Below are 19,236 nucleotides of genomic sequence, written 5' to 3'. Positions count from 1 at the left end.
TCTTAACGTTCGGGTAATCGCTGCAGATCTTGAATCTGTAGAGGAAAGTCCATGCTCGCACGGTGCTGAGATGCCCGTAGTGTTCGTGCTTAGCGAAGTCATAAGCTAGGGCAGCCTTTAGAGGCTGACGGCAGGAAAAAAGCCTACGTCCTTCGGATATGGCTGAGTATCCTTGAAAGTGCCACAGTGACGAAGTCTCACTAGAAATGGTGAGAGTGGAACGCGGTAAACCCCTCGAGCGAGAAACCCAAATTTTGGTAGGGGAACCTTCTTAACGGAATTCAACGGAGAGAAGGACAGAATGCTTTCTGTAGATAGATGATTGCCGCCTGAGTACGAGGTGATGAGCCGTTTGCAGTACGACGGAACAAAACATGGCTTACAGAACGTTAGACCACTTACATTTAAAATGATGAAAACAAGCTCTCCCGTATAAGGAGAGCTTTTATCTTGAAAAGAGAAAAGTTTTAAAAGACAGGGTGATACGATGAAGAAGTATACACTAATTGCAACGGCGCCGATGGGCATTGAAGCTGTTGTCGCAAAGGAAGTACGAGATTTAGGATACGAATGCAAGGTTGATAACGGGAAAGTTATTTTTGAAGGTGATGCACTTGCCATCTGCCGTGCGAACCTTTGGCTTAGAACAGCCGACCGCATAAAGGTTCAGGTTGCTTCTTTTAAAGCGAAAACATTTGATGAACTGTTTGAAAAAACGAAAGCGATTAACTGGCGCTCATTTATACCTGAAAACGGGAAATTCCCTGTCATCGGAAAATCGGTAAAATCAACACTTGCAAGCGTTCCCGACTGTCAGCGGATCGTCAAAAAAGCAATTGTCGAAAAGCTCAAGCTGCAGTCCGGCAAAGCCAATGATTGGATTGAAGAAACAGGTGCCGAGTATAAAGTCGAAATTTCTTTATTGAAAGATCAGGCTTTGATTACACTGGACTCATCAGGGACAGGCCTTCACAAACGAGGATACCGTGTCGATCAGGGCGGTGCGCCGATTAAAGAAACACTTGCTGCCGCTTTGGTGCAATTAACCAATTGGACGCCCGACCGCCCGTTTGTTGATCCTTTCTGCGGCTCCGGAACAATCGCGATAGAAGCGGCGTTAATCGGCCAAAACATCGCACCGGGATTCAATCGCGATTTTGTTTCAGAGGATTGGGAATGGATCGGTAAAGATCTGTGGAACAAAGCGCGGCTTGAAGTCGAAGAAAAGGCAAATTATGATCAGCCGCTTACAATTTTCGCTAGCGACATAGACCACCGCATGGTTCAAATCGCAAAAGAAAATGCAGAGGAAGCAGGACTGGGAGATTTAATCCAGTTCAAGCAGATGCAGGTCAAAGACTTTACCACAAATCTGGAATTTGGCGTAATTGTCGGCAACCCGCCATATGGAGAGCGTCTCGGCGAGAAAAAAGCTGTTGAGCAGATGTATAAAGAAATGGGGAAGGCGTTCGAGCCGCTTGATACTTGGTCTGTGTATATGCTGACATCAAATGAAAACTTTGAGGAAGCATATGGCAGAAAAGCAACGAAGAAACGAAAACTCTTTAACGGGTTTATAAAAACGGATTATTATCAATATTGGTCAAAAGTAAGGCCGCAGCGCAAGAAAACAGAAAACGCATAAAAAGAAGACGCTCTGCATGCGTCTTCTTTCATCTTTCAGCCCTATTCTATCGTTACCAACGGTGAGCTTTCGCGTTGCTTCTCAATATAATGTTGGTTTGGGACATTTCAGTGTGACCGTTTACTTGAGACTTAGAACGTTTAGGCCGCGTCCAATTGTGATGAAACAGTTCAGAATGCTGATCTAATCGGTTTCTATAACTCATGTCAACATCACTCCCTGATAGAATATTGTTGATAAGACGGATAATCCGGAGACGGAATATCAAGTGTAGTTTGTGCATGTTTCGGTGATAACATGCGGTAAAGCATGTATATAAAATGAAAAGTTCGCATACAATGATGATTATTTCCATCAGAGGTGATCTCATGCTGAACAGCGAACATTTTAATCTTATTCAAAGGGCGCTTGACGCAACAGCAAACGAGCTGAAGGAGCTCGGGACTGATTCGTCTCCGTCTGTGATTTCGCATGCGCAAACTGATTTAGAAAAAGCGGTAGAACATATTTATTCAACAGACCATCCTTTTTTATCGTCGCATGTGATCAATCGTAAGTAAACTGCAAAAAACTTGGCATTGCCAAGTTTTTTTATTGTATTCATCTGCGGAAAATGATATTATTGGTGGTCTGAATGTCGAATAGTTGGGGGTTGGAACTAGGTGACAACATCACGTTTGCCTTTTTCTTTAACGAAAACAAAGAATTTTTATGAAGAATTGAACAATTGGATTGGTGACGTGTTTTACGATATCCTTCCCGAAAAAGGGTTTGATCTTCGGGACGAGCAAGTATTTATGGCTTTTCAGCTGGAGCGGGCCTTTAAAGAGAAAAAAGTCATGTTCGCCGAAGCTGGAGTGGGAACGGGGAAAACGCTGGTTTATCTTCTTTTTGCAATCAGCTATGCAAGGTATGTCGGCAAACCCGCCATCATCGCTTGTGCAGATGAAACATTAATTGAACAGCTAGTGAAAAAAGAGGGCGATATTTCTAAGCTGGCTGAGCATCTTGATCTGAAAATTGATACAAGGCTGTCAAAATCACATGAGCAATATTTATGCTTGAAGAAGCTTGAAAAAACAATGCAGCGTTCTGATGATGATAAATGGCTGGATCTTTATGAGTCGTTACCGTCATTTGTCCACGAGTCACAGGCGATGCAGCGCTTTTATCCGTATGGCGACCGTAAGCAGTACGCAAATCTATCGAATGAAGAGTGGTCTGACGTAAGCTACGACTCGTTTCAGGACTGTCTGACTTGTGATATGAGACACAGATGCGGTCTGACACTTTCCAGAGATTACTACCGCAAGTCAACGGACTTAATCATTTGTTCCCATGATTTTTATATGGAGCATGTGTGGACGGAAGAATCACGCAAACGAGAGGGCCAGCTGCCGCTCTTGCCTGATCATAGTGCAGTTGTATTTGATGAGGGGCACTTGTTAGAGTTTGCTGCGCAAAAAGCGCTAACCTATAGAGTGAAGCAGTCTACTCTTGAATTGTTTTTAGAACGATTGCTGCAAAATGACATCAGAGAAGAGTTTGCAGAATTGATTGAAGATGCGCTTCTCGCAAACGACGAATTTTTCTATGTTCTTTCTGAAGAATCAAAGGAAGTAGCCGGTTCACACCGTTTAGAAATAAAAAATGACCAGCGTGTCAAAAAGGCGGCGGACGAGCTTTGCCGTTTACTTGATAAAATCGGTGAGGCACTTGTATTTGAGTCTGAAATGTATACGATTGATCAATACGAACTGTCAGTAGTGGAAGAATATGTTGAACAAATGGCGTATTCATTATCTCTATATCAAAAGGATGCGATCAGCTGGCTGGAGAAAAAGGAAGCAGAATCAACTTTTGTCGTGATGCCGAGAACGGTAGCAGAAGTACTTGGCGAAAAAGTGTTTTCTAAGAAAATTCCTTATATCTTTTCTTCTGCTACGCTGTCAGAAGGCGGTTCGTTTGATTATATTGCCGACAGTCTTGGGATTCATGATTATTTGTCATTAACTGTTGATTCCCCTTATGATTATGACGAGCAAATGAGTATTAATCTATACGCAAAAACAGATATGGACGCTGAACAAAAAACGGCTGAAACGATTGAAACAATCAAACGTTACAAAGGAAGAACGCTGGTGCTTTTCCCTTCTTTTGAAGAATTAAACGAATTTAAAGAGCTGTCGGCGGCATGGGAGCTGCCGTATCCAATTTTCTTCGAAGGTGATGAGGAAATCAGCAGCTTAGTAGAGAAATTCCAAGAGGAAGAAGAAACAGTACTTTGTTCAGTTCACTTATGGGAAGGACTCGACATTCCCGGTGACGCATTGAAGAATGTTACCATTTGGTCATTGCCGTTCCCGCCACACGATCCTGTATTTACAGCGAAGCGCAACGGAGCGAAAAAAGATCCGTTCGAAGAAGTTGATCTGCCATATATGTTGTTACGTGTACGGCAGGGCATCGGGCGCCTGATTCGCTCGAATCAAGACAGCGGCTCGATTCACATTTACGCTGGCGGAGAAAATGAACGCATCATTGATGAGGTCAAAAAGGTCTTGCCTGTTGAACCGCACATGATGTAATGGAAAAAAGCTGACGATCGTTCGTCAGCTTTTTTTATTTGTCAGCGGGATAGCCAGCCGCCATCAACTGCTAAAATATGTCCATTTACATAATCTGAAGCACGTGATGCCAAAAAGACTGCAGTCCCCCCCATATCATCCGCTTGGCCCCAGCGGCCGGCAGGAATTCTCTTTATAATGTCCTCATTTCGCTTTTCGTCATCCCGAATAGGCTTTGTATTCGCAGTAGAAATATAGCCTGGGGCGATTGCGTTGACCTGAATACCTGACGCTGCCCACTCATTTGCAAATGATTTTGTCAAACCGGCAACAGCGTGTTTGCTCGCGGTGTAAGCCGGAACGAGGATGCCGCCTTGAAAAGACAGGAGAGAGGCAATATTAATAATCTTTCCATGACCTCTTTTCAGCATGTGCCTGCCAGCAAGCTGTGTCAGAATAAACAGGCTGTTTAGATTGACATTCAGTACGTGCTGCCAGTTCTCTTCTGAAAAATCTTCCGCTTTTTCCCGATGAATAATGCCGGCATTATTGACAAGGATGTCGATCTGACTGTTTTCAAACAGCTCAGCTGCAGAATCCTTTATCGCTTCCGGCTTGCTCATGTCCAATGTAAAAGATGTAAATGTCTGGCCTTCCTGTTCCACAAGCTGCTGTGTTTCAGACAGGCTGCTTTTATGTGATGTGCCGATAATATCAGCGCCAGCTCCGGCTAGGGCTTTGGCAATTCCTTGACCGATCCCTGTTCCTGGGCCTGTCACCAGCGCTGTTTTTCCTTCTAATGAAAAGGCGTCATGTAGATAACCCATCTTATTTCAGCCCATCCATCGGAATGAGATCCATGTCCGTAAATGTGTAATTTTCTCCAGCCATCGCCCACACAAAGCTATAGTTTGATGTTCCTGCGCCAGAATGAATAGACCAAGCGGGAGAAAGAACAGCCTGCTCATTTCCAACAACAAGATGGCGTGTTTCGTCCGGCTGGCCCATGAAATGAAATACCTTTGAGTCCTTTTCAAGATCCAGATAAAGATAAGCCTCCATCCGACGGTCATGAACGTGTGCTGGCATGGTATTCCAGTTGTTGTTTTGATCTAACATCGTTATTCCCATCATCAGCTGACAGCTTTTAATGCCATCCTGATGAATGACTTTGTACAGACTTCTGACATTAGACGCTGCATCATCACCAAGGCGGTCCGGTGTCAGTTCAGCTAGGGCGGCTTTTTGTGTCGGATAGCTTTTGTGGGCGCAAGCGGAGACGAAGTAAAACTTCGCTTTTTCCCCGTTCAGGCTTGAAAACGATACATCCTGATTGCCCATTCCGATATAGAGAAAATCCTTTGTTTGAAGCACATATTCATCATCGCCAACCCTGACAGCGCCAGGCTGGCCGACATTAATAATCCCGATTTCACGCCGTTCCAAAAAGAAGTCTGTTTTTAGAAAATCACCTGCATCAAGCTTCAGTTCACTTTGCCCTGGAGCCGCTCCGCCGATGACAACCCGGTCTTCATGTGAGTAATACATCGTAAGTTTGTTTTCTGTAAATAAAGGATCCATTAAGAAATGACTGCGAAGCTCCTCTGTTGTAAAGCGTTTTACTTGTTCAGGATGTACAGAATAACGATTTTCCATTATATTTCCCCCTTGGTTAGGATTTCAACATCACTTGAATGAAAATATTTTGGTAACGGTTTCAAAGAAAATTTTAGGATAAATAGTGAAAAGAGTCAACGAAAAAATAATGAATTGACACATTATTAAAAAAACTCTTTCCAAATTTTAAAATTATGGTATCCTTTTGTTGTAACGGTTTTGAAATCGGTTTCAAATATATGAGATACAGGAGCACTTGAATGAAAAAGAAAACAACAGGCCATACAACCATCAAAGATGTAGCTGAATGTGCAGGAGTTTCGAAATCGACAGTTTCCCGCTATATTAACGGAAAAATTGACGCGATTTCTCCTGAAAAAGTGAAAAACATTAAAAAGGCAATCGCAGAATTGAATTATCGGCCGAGTAAAATGGCACAAGGTTTGAAAATAAAAAAAAGCAAGTTAATCGGATTTGTTGTGGCTGACATTACAAATCCTTTTTCGGTCGCTGCTTTCAGGGGAGTCGAAGAGGTTTGTGATCAATATGGATACAGCATTATGGTGTGCAACACAGATAACAGTCCTGAAAAAGAGCGGGAAATGCTCTTAAAGCTAGAAGCCCATTCGGTTGAGGGCTTGATTTTAAACGCAACAGGGGAAAACAAGGATGTACTGCGCGCTTTTGCTGAACAGCAAATTCCAACAATCTTAATTGACCGGAAACTGCCGGATCTGAAACTGGATACCGTAACGACTGACAACAGATGGATCACAAAAGAGATTCTTCAGAAGGTGTACAGCAAAGGGTATACTGATGTCGCGCTGTTTACCGAACCGATTTCCTCTATCAGCCCTCGTGCAGAAAGAGCAGCTGTGTATCAGGAAATGGCTTCGGTTCATAATGTGAACGGGCTTGTCAGATTGCATGAAATTGACGTAAAGGACAAGGAGCAGCTTAAGGCGGCGCTTCGTTCTTTTCACAAGGAAATGCCGGAGCAAAAAAAAGCGATTCTGGCTTTGAATGGCTTGATTATGCTGAAAATCATCAGCTGTATGGAAGAGCTTGGCCTGCGCATCCCTCAAGATATAGGGATTGCAGGATTCGATGATACGGAATGGTATAAACTGATCGGTCCAGGTATTACAACGATCGCCCAGCCGTCACATGATATGGGCAGGACGGCGATGGAACGTGTATTAAAAAGGATTGAAGGTGACAAAGGAGCGCCTCAAACCATTGAATTAGAGGCAAAAGTCATCATGAGAAAGTCACTTTAATCCTAGGTGCCCTCAACTAAGAGGAGGTTGGGAAGAGATGAAGCTTGATGCGGTGACATTCGGGGAATCAATGGCCATGTTTTATGCAAATGAGTATGGAGGCCTTCATGAAGTATCTACTTTTTCTAAAGGGCTTGCCGGAGCAGAAAGCAATGTCGCCTGCGGCCTTGCCAGACTCGGATTTCGAATAGGATGGATGAGCAAGGTCGGCAATGATCAGCTCGGAACATTTATTTTACAAGAGCTTAAAAAAGAGGGAGTGGATGTGTCCCGCGTGATCCGCTCGCAGGACGAAAATCCCACCGGGCTGCTGCTGAAGTCAAAAGTGAAAGAAGGCGACCCGCAAGTTACCTACTATAGGAAAAACTCAGCTGCAAGCACATTAACTTCAGCTGAATATCCGAGAGATTATTTTCAATGCGCAGGCCATTTGCATGTGACAGGCATTCCGCCTGCCTTGTCAGCCGAGATGAAAGACTTCACGTATCATGTCATGAACGACATGAGAAACGCAGGGAAGACCATTTCATTCGACCCTAATGTAAGACCTTCGCTTTGGCCTGATCAAGCAACAATGGTACATACAATCAATGATCTGGCTGGGCTTGCAGACTGGTTTTTCCCGGGTATCGCAGAGGGAGAGCTATTGACCGGAGAAAAAACACCTGAAGGCATTGCCGACTATTATTTGAAAAAAGGTGCCAGCTTTGTTGCTATTAAACTTGGAAAAGAAGGCGCTTACTTTAAAACGGGGACAAGTGAAGGATTTCTAGAAGGCTGCCGGGTCGACCGGGTGGTTGATACGGTCGGCGCCGGAGACGGATTTGCAGTCGGTGTAATCAGCGGTATCCTAGACGGTTTGTCGTACAAGGATGCGGTGCAAAGGGGAAATGCGATTGGCGCTTTGCAAGTGCAGGCACCGGGGGATATGGACGGTTTGCCGACCAGGGAGAAATTAGCTTCTTTTTTATCTGCTCAAAGAACGGTTCACCAAAAGAAAGGGGATTATTAATATGGAGTCCAAAGTCGTTGAAAACCGTCTGAAAGAAGCAAAGCTGATTGCAGTCATTCGTTCAAAGGATAAGCAGGAGGCCTGTCAGCAGATTGAGAGTTTATTAGATAAAGGGATTCGTGCAGTTGAAGTGACGTATACGACCCCCGGGGCATCAGATATTATCGAATCCTTCCGTAATAGGGAAGATATTTTAATTGGCGCGGGCACGGTCATCACCGCGCAGCAAGCTGGGGAAGCTGCTGAGGCTGGCGCGCAGTTTATTGTCAGTCCGGGTTTTTCAGCTGATCTTGCTGAACATCTATCTTTTGTAAAGACACATTATATCCCCGGCGTCTTGACTCCGAGCGAAATTATGGAAGCGCTGACATTCGGTTTTACGACATTAAAGCTGTTCCCAAGCGGTGTGTTTGGTATCCCGTTTATGAAAAATTTAGCGGGTCCTTTCCCGCAGGTGACCTTTATTCCGACAGGCGGGATACATCCGTCTGAAGTGCCGGATTGGCTTAGAGCCGGAGCTGGCGCCGTCGGAGTCGGCAGCCAGCTGGGCAGCTGTTCAAAAGAGGATTTGCAGGCTGTTTTCCAAGTGTAAGTGGAATTGTTTTTTCATAACCGGAGGATGGGAGAATCCACAATATGAAAATCAAGGCGACAATTGAACGGGTACCTGGCGGAATGATGATTATTCCGCTATTTCTTGGAGCGGCGCTCAACACGTTTGCGCCTGGAACAGCGGAGTTCTTTGGAGGGTTTACGGGTGCTTTGATTACCGGAACGCTGCCGATACTGGGTGTTTTTATCTTTTGCGTAGGAGCAACGATTGATTTTCGTTCTTCAGGCTATATCGCAAGAAAAGGAATCACGTTATTATTGGGAAAGGTCGGATTTGCGGCACTGCTCGGCGTGATCGCAGCGCAATTTATACCTGACGAAGGCATACAATCCGGCTTTTTTGCAGGCCTTTCTGTTTTAGCAATTGTCGCGGTAATGAATGAAACGAACGGCGGACTGTATTTGGCGCTCATGAATCACATGGGAAGAAAAGAGGATGCGGGCGCTTTCGCCTTTATCAGTACAGAATCTGGTCCTTTTATGACCATGGTGACGTTTGGTGTGACGGGACTTGCCGCATTCCCATGGGAAACGCTGGCAGCGACAGTCATCCCGTTTTTACTTGGATGTATACTTGGAAATCTGGATCATGATCTCAGAGACTTATTCAGCAAGGTTGTGCCGGCGATCATTCCATTTTTCGCCTTTTCGCTCGGCAATACCTTGAATTTTGGAATGCTGATCCAATCAGGGCTGCTCGGCATTTTTATCGGAGTTTCTGTCGTCATTTTATCGGGCAGTTCTTTGTTTTTGCTTGATCGTTTTATTGCGCGGGGAGATGGTGTCGCGGGAGTGGCCGCTTCTTCTACGGCAGGGGCGGCTGTAGCCGTGCCATATGCATTAGCGGAAGCGAATGCCTCATTTGCGCCAGTTGCTGAGTCGGCAACTGCAATTATCGCGACAAGCGTTATTGTCACCTCGCTCTTAACCCCGCTGGCAACAGTGTGGGTAGATAAAAAAATCAAGCAGAAAAAGCGGAGAACACCTCCGCCAAAAAATCAAATGACGATCAACTGAATAAAAAGGCTGCCACAAAACATACCGGCAGCCTTTTATACAAACAATTTGACTTTCATACCCCCTTCCATTAGCCTGTAATGGAACGGCTAGAATAGGGAGGGAATGGATATGGAGATACATACATATGAAAAAGAATTTTTTGATCTTTTAAAAAGAATCTCACATTACAGCGAAGCAGTTGCGTTAATGCACTGGGACTCCAGAACAGGCGCGCCGAAAAACGGCTCAGAGGATCGTGCCGAAAGTATCGGCCAGCTTTCAACAGATATATTCAATATCCAAACATCAGATCGAATGAAGGAGCTTATCGATGTCCTGTATGAACGATTTGATGACTTGTCGGAAGATACGAAAAAAGCAGTGGAACTGGCGAAAAAAGAGTATGAAGAGAATAAGAAAATCCCTGAGGCTGAATACAAAGAATACGTGATTCTCTGTTCAAAGGCAGAAACAGCGTGGGAGGAAGCGAAAGGAAAATCTGATTTCAGCTTGTTTTCTCCTTATTTAGAACAGCTGATTGAATTCAATAAACGTTTTATTACGTATTGGGGATATCAAGAGCATCCTTATGATGCATTGCTTGATTTGTTTGAGCCCGGCGTCACGGTAAAGGTGCTTGATCAGCTGTTTGCTGAGCTGAAGGAAGCGATTATCCCTCTTGTTAAACAGGTGACAGCTTCCGGAAATAAACCAGATACAAGCTTTCTTACAAAAGCGTTCCCGAAAGAAAAGCAAAAAGAGCTCAGTCTGTATTTTTTACAGGAGCTTGGCTACGATTTTGATGGCGGAAGACTTGATGAAACCGTTCATCCGTTTGCAACTACGCTGAATCGGGGAGACGTTCGGGTCACGACGAGATATGATGAAAAAGATTTCCGGACGGCGATCTTTGGCACCATTCATGAGTGCGGGCACGCGATTTACGAGCAAAATATTGATGAAGCACTCAGTGGTACGAATTTGTCAGACGGCGCATCAATGGGAATTCATGAATCGCAATCATTATTTTACGAGAATTTTATCGGCCGCAACAAGCATTTTTGGACACCGTACTATCAGAAGATTCAAGAAGCATCACCTGAACAGTTCAAGGACATCTCCCTGGATGATTTTGTCCGTGCAATCAATGAATCAAAACCTTCATTTATCAGGGTCGAAGCGGATGAATTGACGTATCCTCTTCATATCATCATCCGTTATGAAATTGAAAAAGCGATTTTCAGCAATGAAGTGTCTGTGGAAGATCTGCCGTCGCTTTGGAATCAAAAATACCAAGATTATTTAGGGATTACACCGCAGACCGACGCAGAGGGGATTTTACAGGACGTCCATTGGGCAGGTGGAGATTTCGGCTACTTCCCATCCTATGCGCTCGGCTACATGTATGCGGCTCAGCTGAAACAAAAAATGCTTGAGGATCTCCCTGAATTTGACGCTCTCTTGGAAAGAGGAGAGTTCCATCCGATAAAGCAATGGCTGACGGAAAAGGTGCACATTCACGGAAAACGGAAAAAGCCGTTAGACATTATTAAAGATGCAACAGGAGAAGAGCTGAATGTTCGCTATTTAATTGATTATTTATCAAACAAATATTCAAATCTCTATCTGTCATAATCAAAAGCCTGGCGGCGCGTCGTCAGGCTCTTTTATATCGAATCCCCTTGAAATACGAATGATATCTAAAAAAACAAAATTAAAGTTCGGGAATTTTTATTTTCAGCCTATGCAAGAGATTAGAATCTTGATATAATTTATTACAATATAATAGGAACACTCATATAATCGCGTGGATATGGCACGCAAGTTTCTACCGGGCACCGTAAATGTCCGACTATGGGTGAGCAATGGAACCGCACGTGTACGGTTTTTTGTGATATCAGCATTGCTTGCTCTTTATTTGAGCGGGCAATGCTTTTTTTATTCTCATAACGGAGGTAAGACAAGATGGAAGCACTGAAACGGAAAATAGAGGAAGAAGGCGTCGTATTATCTGATCAGGTATTGAAAGTGGATTCTTTTTTGAATCACCAAATTGATCCGCTGCTTATGCAGAGAGTTGGTGACGAATTTGCGTCCAGGTTTGCAAAAGACGGTATTACCAAAATTGTGACAATCGAATCATCAGGTATCGCTCCCGCTGTAATGACGGGCTTGAAGCTGGGTGTGCCAGTTGTCTTCGCGAGAAAGCATAAATCGTTAACACTCACCGACAATTTGCTGACAGCGTCTGTTTATTCCTTTACGAAACAAACAGAAAGCCAAATCGCAGTGTCTGGGACCCACCTGTCGGATCAGGATCATGTGCTGATTATCGATGATTTTTTGGCAAATGGACAGGCAGCGCACGGGCTTGTGTCGATTGTGAAGCAAGCGGGAGCTTCTATTGCGGGTATTGGCATTGTTATTGAAAAGTCATTTCAGCCGGGAAGAGATGAACTTGTGAAACTGGGCTACCGAGTGGAATCTTTGGCAAGAATTCAGTCTTTAGAAGAAGGGAAAGTGTCCTTCGTACAGGAGGTTCATTCATGAGAAATGGATTCGGCAAAACGCTGTCTTTAGGGATTCAGCATGTTCTTGCCATGTATGCCGGCGCTATTGTTGTTCCTCTGATTGTTGGAAAAGCAATGGGACTGACTGTCGAGCAGCTGACTTACTTAGTATCGATTGATATTTTTATGTGCGGTGTGGCTACACTTCTGCAAGTGTGGAGCAACCGATTTTTTGGGATCGGGCTTCCGGTAGTGCTTGGATGTACCTTTACAGCTGTATCGCCAATGATTGCGATTGGATCTGAATATGGGGTTTCAACAGTTTACGGCGGCATTATCGCTTCAGGCATTCTTGTCATTTTTATTTCATTTTTCTTTGGAAAGCTCGTATCGTTTTTTCCGCCGGTCGTGACAGGCTCTGTTGTTACGATTATCGGTATTACATTGATGCCGGTTGCCATGAATAACATGGCCGGCGGAGAAGGAAGTGCAGATTTCGGAGATCTCTCCAACCTTGCTCTTGCTTTTACCGTGTTGAGCATCATTGTGCTTCTATACCGTTTTACAAAAGGCTTTATCAAGTCCGTCTCGATTTTGATCGGTATTTTGATTGGCACCTTCATCGCTTATTTTATGGGGAAAGTTCAATTTGATAATGTTTCGGATGCGGCAGTTGTTCAAATGATTCAGCCATTTTACTTCGGCGCGCCGTCTTTTCATGCAGCGCCTATCATTACGATGTCCATCGTTGCAATTGTCAGCCTTGTGGAGTCAACTGGTGTTTACTTTGCTTTAGGTGACCTGACAAACCGCCGTTTGACAGAGAAAGATTTGTCTAAAGGCTATCGAGCTGAAGGACTGGCTGTGCTTCTGGGCGGTATTTTTAACGCTTTTCCTTACACGGCATTCTCTCAAAATGTCGGGCTTGTTCAGCTCACAGGGATCAAAAAAAATGCCGTCATTGTGGTCACAGGTGTGATCCTAATGGCATTTGGGCTGTTTCCAAAGATCGCTGCTTTCACGACTATTATTCCATCCGCTGTTTTGGGCGGTGCAATGGTGGCGATGTTTGGAATGGTGATTGCTTACGGAATTAAAATGCTCAGCCGCATTGATTTTGCGAAACAGGAAAATCTGCTGATTGTTGCTTGCTCAGTGGGATTGGGGCTCGGTGTGACCGTTGTGCCGGATATTTTCAAACAGCTTCCGAGTGCCTTAACGCTGCTTACAACGAATGGCATTGTGGTGGGCAGCTTTACTGCAGTCGTCTTAAATATTGTATATAACGTTTTTTCTAAAGCTAAAAAAATAGAACAAGAAGCTGACCTCGCTGAACAAAAAACAGCAGTCTAACTCCGCCGCGGCGGAGTTTTTTTGCATATAAAAAAGATTGTTGCGGCACAATGTATGCAAAGAGGTGATCGCATGGCGTTTATTTTATCCATTGGAACAAGTCTTCCTGCGTATAATGTAAACCAAGAGAAAGCGGCCGAGTTCGCCCGCTATATGTTTCAGCATTCTTTTAAGGATATTGACCGGCTGTTATCCTCCTTTAAAAACGGGCAAATCCATTCGAGACAGTTTGTTAAGCCGATTGAATGGTATAAAGAGGGGCACAGCTTTGAAGAAAAAAATCAAATATACATAGAAGAAACACTTAAACACAGCAGAGCGGCTGTTCGTGAGTGCCTCTCTCATCCGGAATTTTTTCAAGAAGCCATTCCTTATGAGAAAGTGGAAGCTGTTTTTTTCGTCTCCAGTACAGGTCTTTCCACACCGAGTATCGAGGCGCGGCTTATGAATGAACTTCCGTTTTCTCCATATACGAAGCGGATTCCGATTTGGGGGCTTGGCTGTGCAGGAGGAGCCAGCGGACTTGCGCGTGCAGCCGAATACTGCAAAGCGTATCCTGAGGCTTTTGTGCTTGTCATTGCTGCCGAGCTGTGCAGCCTGACATTCCAGCCGGAAGATAAAACGAAAAGCAATCTGATCGGCACCTCGCTTTTTGGTGACGGCATTGCCGCAGCTTTATTATGCGGAGAGAAGGCGGACCGCAGGATGTCAAAGCTGAAGCTTGCGCCGAAGATAATGGACGCCCAATCTGTTTTGATGAAACAATCAGAAGATGTCATGGGCTGGGACTTTACCGATCAAGGATTCAAAGTCATTTTCTCACGAGACATTCCGACCTTGGTGGAAAAATGGCTCAAAACAAATGTACAGATTTTTTTGGACAAACATAAGCTGTCATTCCATGATATCTGTGTTTTTTTGGCGCATCCAGGCGGAAAAAAAGTGATCGATGCATACATCAAAAGTCTCGGGCTGTCGTCAGAAAAGCTTTCATCTGCGCTAAGCATTTTGCAAAAGCACGGAAATATGTCTTCAGCCACAATCTTGTATGTGATCAAAGACCATCTGCAGAACGGACATAAAAAGGAAGCTGAACGAGGACTGATTGGCGCTTTAGGGCCGGGTTTCTCATCAGAGTTGCTGTTATTCAGCTGGGAAAAGGGGGCCTGACTCATGTTTTGGTTGTTGATCGCCATTCTCATTGTTCAAAGAGCAGCAGAAATGGCAGTGGCCAGGCAAAACGAACAAAAGGTAAAGAAGCAAGGAGCAATTGAATTTGGCGAGAGCCACTATCCGTATATCATTACGATGCATATCCTTTTTTTCCTGTCCTTAATTGCCGAGGTGCTGCTGATGAATAAACAGCCGTCCAGCTGGTGGCTCGGTATCGCTGCAGTGATTTTAAGCGTACAGATCGTACGGTATTGGGCGCTTTGTTCCTTAGGGGCATATTGGAATACGAAAATCCTTGTTGTTCCAGGTGTAGAGCTTGTAAAAAAAGGTCCATATAAATGGATGAAACATCCAAACTATGCCGTTGTTATACTCGAAATTTTGCTGATTCCGCTGCTTTATCAAGCATACGTCACCATGTGTCTGTTTTCCATTTTCAATGCCGTGTTGTTAAGCATCAGAATTCGCGCAGAAGACAAAGCATTACAGGAATACAGCGTAAAATAGCGATTGAAAATCATTCTCAACCATGTTAAAATGAATTTGAAAAAGATTCTCAATCAGGATGGTGAAGCAAATGACAATGCTGTTTTTGCTTGGAGCGGTTTGTACATATAGTGTATTAATTGGTTTTGTATTAAAAGGAATCTCTAATAAATCTGTTTGATGAATCTGGAACTTGTAAAAGTTGCAGATTTTCTTTTATAGAAGCTGCCGTAATGGCGGCTTTTTTCTATTCTCCTAAAGAAATTTGGTTTATTCTTGTGTAAAATGAAAAGGGAATGAATTCAGATCTTTCAAAAAAAGTTCACAATTGAAACGGCACAAAGGGGTTCAGACTTATGACAGATCAAAACAGAAAAAAGCTTTTGCATAAAACTGGGGAACTTTATAAGCAATTTATTGAGAATCAAGATGAACAAAGGGCTGCTAAACTGGCTGCGGTCATGAAAAAAGCGGCTGATGAAGAGGTTTATATCGCGTTTACCGGGCATTATTCAGCGGGAAAATCGTCACTGCTGAACTGCCTGTTAATGGAGAATATTTTGCCGACAAGCCCGATTCCGACAAGCGCTAACCTTGTTGTGATCAGAAACGGGGAAAAGCGAGTTCGGCTTCATACAACAGACGGAGCGTGTGCTGAGCTGGAAGGGGCTTACCAGAAAGACAAGGTGCAGCAATATTGTAAAGACGGGGAACAGATTGAAAGCGTCGAAATTTTTGACAGGTATACTGAGATCGATTCCGGGGTTGCGTATATTGATACTCCAGGGATAGATTCAACAGATGATGCTCATTTTTTATCGGCTGCTTCTATTCTTCACCAGGCGGATGCGCTGTTTTACGTCGTTCACTATAATCACGTGCACGCTGAGGAAAATGTAAAGTTTCTCAGATCAATAAAAGAAAGCATTCCGAATGTGTATTTTATCGTCAATCAAATTGACCGCCATGATGAGACGGAGACAAAATTTGGAGACTATCAAGCGCAGGTAGAGGAGATGCTTTGCAATGAAGGGATTTCAAGGGAAGCGCTCTATTTTACATCAGTAACAGAACCGGATCACCCGTTCAATCAGATGGGGGCCCTGAGAGAAGAGTTAAGAAGAATAGAACAGCAATCAAAAAGCAATATGCAGGCTTTAACGGAACAAAAAGTCCGTAATCTGCTAAAGGAACATACGGAAATGCTGAAGAAAGACGAAACAGGCGCTCCGAGTTTCGCTGAACAGCTTAATATCCAAATTGGACTGGTCCAATCGCTGCGTGATCAATTGAATGAGGCCGAAAAACAAACGACTGAGGCAGAGACGAGGATGCAGGAAGAAATCAATCTTATTTTAAAAAACGCCAACCTGACGCCTTTTGAAATGCGTGAATTGGCGGCTGCATTTTTAGAATCGCAAGAGCCTTCCTTTAAAACCGGCTTTTTCTTTTCTAAAGCGAAAACTGCAAAGGAAAGAGATAAAAGGCGGAATGCCTTTTTCTCTGATGTGGCAAAACGAACAGAGGCCGAAGCGGATTGGCATATGATAGACACGCTTCATAAACTCGCCAAGGCATTTGATGTTTATACTGCTGAAAGTGAAAAGCTGATTCAGGCCTATCGCACACCGCTTGATATAAGCATCATTGAACGCGCGGTCAAGCATGGTGCAGCCTTTTCCTCTGAATATGTATTGCAATATACAAAAGACTTGGCAGAGCTCATCCGGAAAGAGGCGAAAAGAGAAGCCGCAGACATCATAAAGGTGCTCTCCGCTATGGTGAAAGAGCGTGTTTCCAAAGATGTGCAAACAATTAACGACCGGCTCGTCCAAGAATCAGAAAAACTTGTCTTTCTTCAAGAACAGGCACGTTTAGAGAATAATGCCCGAGAGAAAACCGATCGCCTGTGGGCCATTTGGGAAGAAGAGTCCGCATGCCCAATGCATATAGACACAGAATGGTTTAAATCGAAGAAAACAAGAGTGGCGGCTCCAGAGCAGAAACAAGGCCGAAGCCAGCTGACGGCGCAGCCGATGCCGAAATCAGAAATCAAAATGGAACAAGAAATGCCGCTTCAAGACCAAATCAAACGCTTTTACACTTTGTCTGACATTTTAGGCGAATGCAGCATGTTGTTAAAGCAAACTTCAGCGTTTCGTGAAAGGGTGAAAAGGCTTGAGGAACGTAAATTTACACTCGCTCTTTTTGGAGGCTTTAGCTCGGGGAAATCATCATTTGCCAATGCGCTTGTCGGCGAAAGAGTGCTGCCATCCTCACCAACGCCAACCACAGCGACAATTAACAAGATCACAAAGCCAATCAATGGCAACTTAAACAAAACAGCGAATGTAGTGTTTAAGACAGAGGATGACTTAACGGCTGAAATTTTGCAGCTCACCGGAATACCAAAGGAGCCGGCAGGCCGTTCCTTCACAGAGAAGTGGGAAAAGGCAGTCAAAAAAAACAGGCTGCAGGAAGAACACGTGAAATTGATCAGCAATTTCCTGCTTGCATACGAGAAGTATCAGCAGTATATACAGGAACAGAAGAAATTAACGATTCCGCTCTCTGAATTAAAGCCATATGTAGCAGAGGAAACAACGGCCTGTGCTGTGAAAGAGGTAACGGTCTACTATACATGCCCGCTCACTGAAAAAGGGATTACGATCGTTGATACACCCGGCGCGAGCAGCATGAATAAACGGCATACAGAACTGGCATTCCAATATATCAAAGATGCTGATGCATTTTTTTATATGACTTATTATCAGCACTCTTTTTCAAAAGGAGACCGTTCATTTTTGCGAAAGCTTGGACTTGTGAAAGAATCGCTCAGCATGGATAAAATGTTTTTTATTATTAATGCTGCAGACCTTGCAAAAGATAAAACAGAGCTCGAAACAGTGACCGATTATGTCAGCGCAGAGCTTGTAAAAGAAGGGGTTTATGAGCCGCAGCTCTTTACCGTATCAAGTAAGGAGGAACTGGTGGGAAAACCGGAGTCATTTTACAATCAGTTCTCGAAAGTAAGAAAACACTTAGACCGGTTTATCGAAGTGGATGTAAAAAAAGCGTCAGCAGCGCAGCTCAGTTCGGAGGCAGACAAACTATGCGAAACTGTTTTTCAGCTTCACCAATCCCAGCATCAGTCCCGAGAAGAGAAGGAAGCGCAGAAACAGCGCCTTATGCTGTCATTTGAGCGGACAGCGGCCGATATCGAGAAACGGCGGAACTCAAAAACCATCATTGAAAAAGTAAAAAAAGATACAAGAGAGCAGCTATATCACATTGCACAGCGATTATCATATTTTGCAAATGATTTATTAAAATCGGCATTTCATCCTGGACTGCAAAACGGGGATTGGAAAAAGAACGTCAGTAAAGCGATGACAACAGCCTTACATGAATATCAATTTGAATATATTCAGGAAATCAAAACGCTTGATGTTCGCATGAGCGGTTTCATCGAACGGCATATCAATGAAGAATGGCTGGATCAATTTCAAAAAACATTAAACGAGGACGGTTATTTTTCCGTTTATGCGGGTGATCAGCATTCGAGCGGTATACAGTTGAAGGAAGTTGAACCGGAAATAGAAGAACGTGCTTTTGAGCAGGAACTAAAAGAGGTCAAATCACCGAAGCAGTTTTTTGAGCAGAAAGGAAAAGCGGCCTTTATCGAAGCTGTACGGATGAAACTTACGAAAATCACAGAGGCATGGATAAAAAATGAAGAAGAAAGCCTGATCTCTCATTACACAGCTCACCTCAGACGCTTACAGGAAGATATGGGTGAAAAAGCAATCGCGCAAATAACGGATCAAAAAGAGACATATTTAAGAGGATATGCGGAAGGGGAACATGCGAAAGAGATTGAAATGGCGTACCAGGCGTGCATCTCCTGGAAAAATTCAGACAATACAATAAAAATGTAAAATTCAGTTGGCTTGTATTTCAAGTCATGATAGACTAAATAGAA

The 19,236-nt window shown here is 43.9% G+C and carries 17 protein-coding genes, 1 other RNA gene and 1 riboswitch; of the genes, 15 read left to right on the top strand and 3 right to left on the bottom strand.

Annotation, left to right across the window (positions count from 1 at the left end; all coding sequences use genetic code 11):
* Positions 1 to 5 precede the first annotated feature (5 nt).
* Together rnpB and NSQ12_RS11365 are read left to right on the top strand one after the other, a co-directional pair.
* An RNA gene (gene rnpB / locus NSQ12_RS11370) (RNase P RNA component class B) lies at positions 6 to 387 on the top strand.
* Positions 388 to 487: 100 nt separating this feature from the next.
* A complete protein-coding gene (locus NSQ12_RS11365) occupies positions 488 to 1,645 on the top strand; it encodes a class I SAM-dependent RNA methyltransferase (protein WP_021481520.1) in 1,158 nt (385 codons plus the stop codon).
* A 52-nt stretch (positions 1,646 to 1,697) separates the two neighbouring features.
* Here NSQ12_RS11365 and NSQ12_RS11360 read toward each other — a convergent pair whose 3' ends face one another.
* Entirely contained in the window at positions 1,698 to 1,850 is a 153-nt protein-coding gene (locus NSQ12_RS11360) for a YpzG family protein (RefSeq protein ID WP_010327933.1), read from the bottom strand.
* A gap of 163 nt (positions 1,851 to 2,013) precedes the next feature.
* On the opposite strand from NSQ12_RS11360, the gene NSQ12_RS11355 reads away from it, so the two are divergent.
* Both NSQ12_RS11355 and NSQ12_RS11350 read left to right on the top strand, forming a co-directional pair.
* Complete coding sequence (locus tag NSQ12_RS11355; RefSeq protein ID WP_003246090.1) at positions 2,014 to 2,205, top strand: hypothetical protein; 192 nt, start codon at positions 2,014 to 2,016, stop codon at positions 2,203 to 2,205.
* A gap of 102 nt (positions 2,206 to 2,307) precedes the next feature.
* Positions 2,308 to 4,233, top strand: a complete 1,926-nt coding sequence (locus NSQ12_RS11350) for an ATP-dependent DNA helicase (RefSeq protein WP_046381135.1) — start codon at positions 2,308 to 2,310, stop codon at positions 4,231 to 4,233.
* Positions 4,234 to 4,274: 41 nt separating this feature from the next.
* Here NSQ12_RS11350 and kduD read toward each other — a convergent pair whose 3' ends face one another.
* Positions 4,275 to 5,039, bottom strand: coding sequence for a 2-dehydro-3-deoxy-D-gluconate 5-dehydrogenase KduD (gene kduD, locus NSQ12_RS11345; RefSeq protein ID WP_198878671.1), 765 nt, complete (start codon positions 5,037 to 5,039; stop codon positions 4,275 to 4,277).
* A 1-nt stretch (position 5,040) separates the two neighbouring features.
* Complete coding sequence (gene kduI / locus NSQ12_RS11340; RefSeq protein ID WP_014477150.1) at positions 5,041 to 5,868, bottom strand: 5-dehydro-4-deoxy-D-glucuronate isomerase; 828 nt, start codon at positions 5,866 to 5,868, stop codon at positions 5,041 to 5,043.
* 221 nt (positions 5,869 to 6,089) lie between these two features.
* On the opposite strand from kduI, the gene kdgR reads away from it, so the two are divergent.
* The 11 genes from kdgR to dynA all read left to right on the top strand — a co-directional run bounded on the left by kdgR (position 6,090) and on the right by dynA (position 19,192).
* On the top strand, positions 6,090 to 7,109 hold the full coding sequence (gene kdgR / locus NSQ12_RS11335) for a pectin utilization transcriptional regulator KdgR (RefSeq protein WP_089172577.1): 1,020 nt from the start codon (positions 6,090 to 6,092) through the stop codon (positions 7,107 to 7,109).
* A gap of 37 nt (positions 7,110 to 7,146) precedes the next feature.
* On the top strand, positions 7,147 to 8,121 hold the full coding sequence (kdgK, locus tag NSQ12_RS11330) for a 2-dehydro-3-deoxygluconokinase (protein ID WP_198878672.1): 975 nt from the start codon (positions 7,147 to 7,149) through the stop codon (positions 8,119 to 8,121).
* 1 nt (position 8,122) lies between these two features.
* A complete protein-coding gene (eda, locus tag NSQ12_RS11325; protein WP_015383933.1) occupies positions 8,123 to 8,713 on the top strand; it encodes a bifunctional 4-hydroxy-2-oxoglutarate aldolase/2-dehydro-3-deoxy-phosphogluconate aldolase in 591 nt (196 codons plus the stop codon).
* A gap of 44 nt (positions 8,714 to 8,757) precedes the next feature.
* A complete protein-coding gene (gene kdgT, locus NSQ12_RS11320) occupies positions 8,758 to 9,750 on the top strand; it encodes a 2-keto-3-deoxygluconate transporter (protein WP_014477146.1) in 993 nt (330 codons plus the stop codon).
* A 111-nt stretch (positions 9,751 to 9,861) separates the two neighbouring features.
* On the top strand, positions 9,862 to 11,367 hold the full coding sequence (gene ypwA / locus NSQ12_RS11315) for a carboxypeptidase (protein WP_029726796.1): 1,506 nt from the start codon (positions 9,862 to 9,864) through the stop codon (positions 11,365 to 11,367).
* 140 nt (positions 11,368 to 11,507) lie between these two features.
* A riboswitch (purine riboswitch) is annotated at positions 11,508 to 11,607 on the top strand.
* Between the two features lie 90 nt (positions 11,608 to 11,697).
* Complete coding sequence (gene xpt, locus NSQ12_RS11310; RefSeq protein WP_015714142.1) at positions 11,698 to 12,282, top strand: xanthine phosphoribosyltransferase; 585 nt, start codon at positions 11,698 to 11,700, stop codon at positions 12,280 to 12,282.
* Positions 12,279 to 13,595 carry a xanthine permease PbuX gene (gene pbuX, locus NSQ12_RS11305; protein ID WP_339174756.1) on the top strand — a complete coding sequence of 439 codons (1,317 nt, stop codon included), beginning with the start codon at positions 12,279 to 12,281 and terminating at the stop codon, positions 13,593 to 13,595. Before xpt ends, pbuX begins: the two co-directional genes overlap by 4 nt.
* Positions 13,596 to 13,667: 72 nt before the next feature.
* Positions 13,668 to 14,765: a type III polyketide synthase BpsA gene (gene bpsA, locus NSQ12_RS11300; RefSeq protein ID WP_046663424.1), complete on the top strand. Its 1,098-nt coding sequence runs from the start codon at positions 13,668 to 13,670 to the stop codon at positions 14,763 to 14,765.
* Between the two features lie 3 nt (positions 14,766 to 14,768).
* On the top strand, positions 14,769 to 15,275 hold the full coding sequence (gene bpsB / locus NSQ12_RS11295) for an alkylpyrone methyltransferase (protein ID WP_041336387.1): 507 nt from the start codon (positions 14,769 to 14,771) through the stop codon (positions 15,273 to 15,275).
* A 70-nt stretch (positions 15,276 to 15,345) separates the two neighbouring features.
* Positions 15,346 to 15,435 carry a Fur-regulated basic protein FbpC gene (fbpC, locus tag NSQ12_RS11290; RefSeq protein ID WP_100069434.1) on the top strand — a complete coding sequence of 30 codons (90 nt, stop codon included), beginning with the start codon at positions 15,346 to 15,348 and terminating at the stop codon, positions 15,433 to 15,435.
* Between the two features lie 175 nt (positions 15,436 to 15,610).
* Positions 15,611 to 19,192: a dynamin GTPase gene (gene dynA / locus NSQ12_RS11285; protein ID WP_163138298.1), complete on the top strand. Its 3,582-nt coding sequence runs from the start codon at positions 15,611 to 15,613 to the stop codon at positions 19,190 to 19,192.
* Positions 19,193 to 19,236: the final 44 nt, after the last annotated feature.

This window comes from Bacillus sp. PS95 (assembly GCF_037963565.1).
GTDB lineage: Bacteria > Bacillota > Bacilli > Bacillales > Bacillaceae > Bacillus > Bacillus subtilis.
Note: the sequence above shows the minus strand (reverse complement) of the source record. Positions and strands in the feature narration are given on the sequence as shown.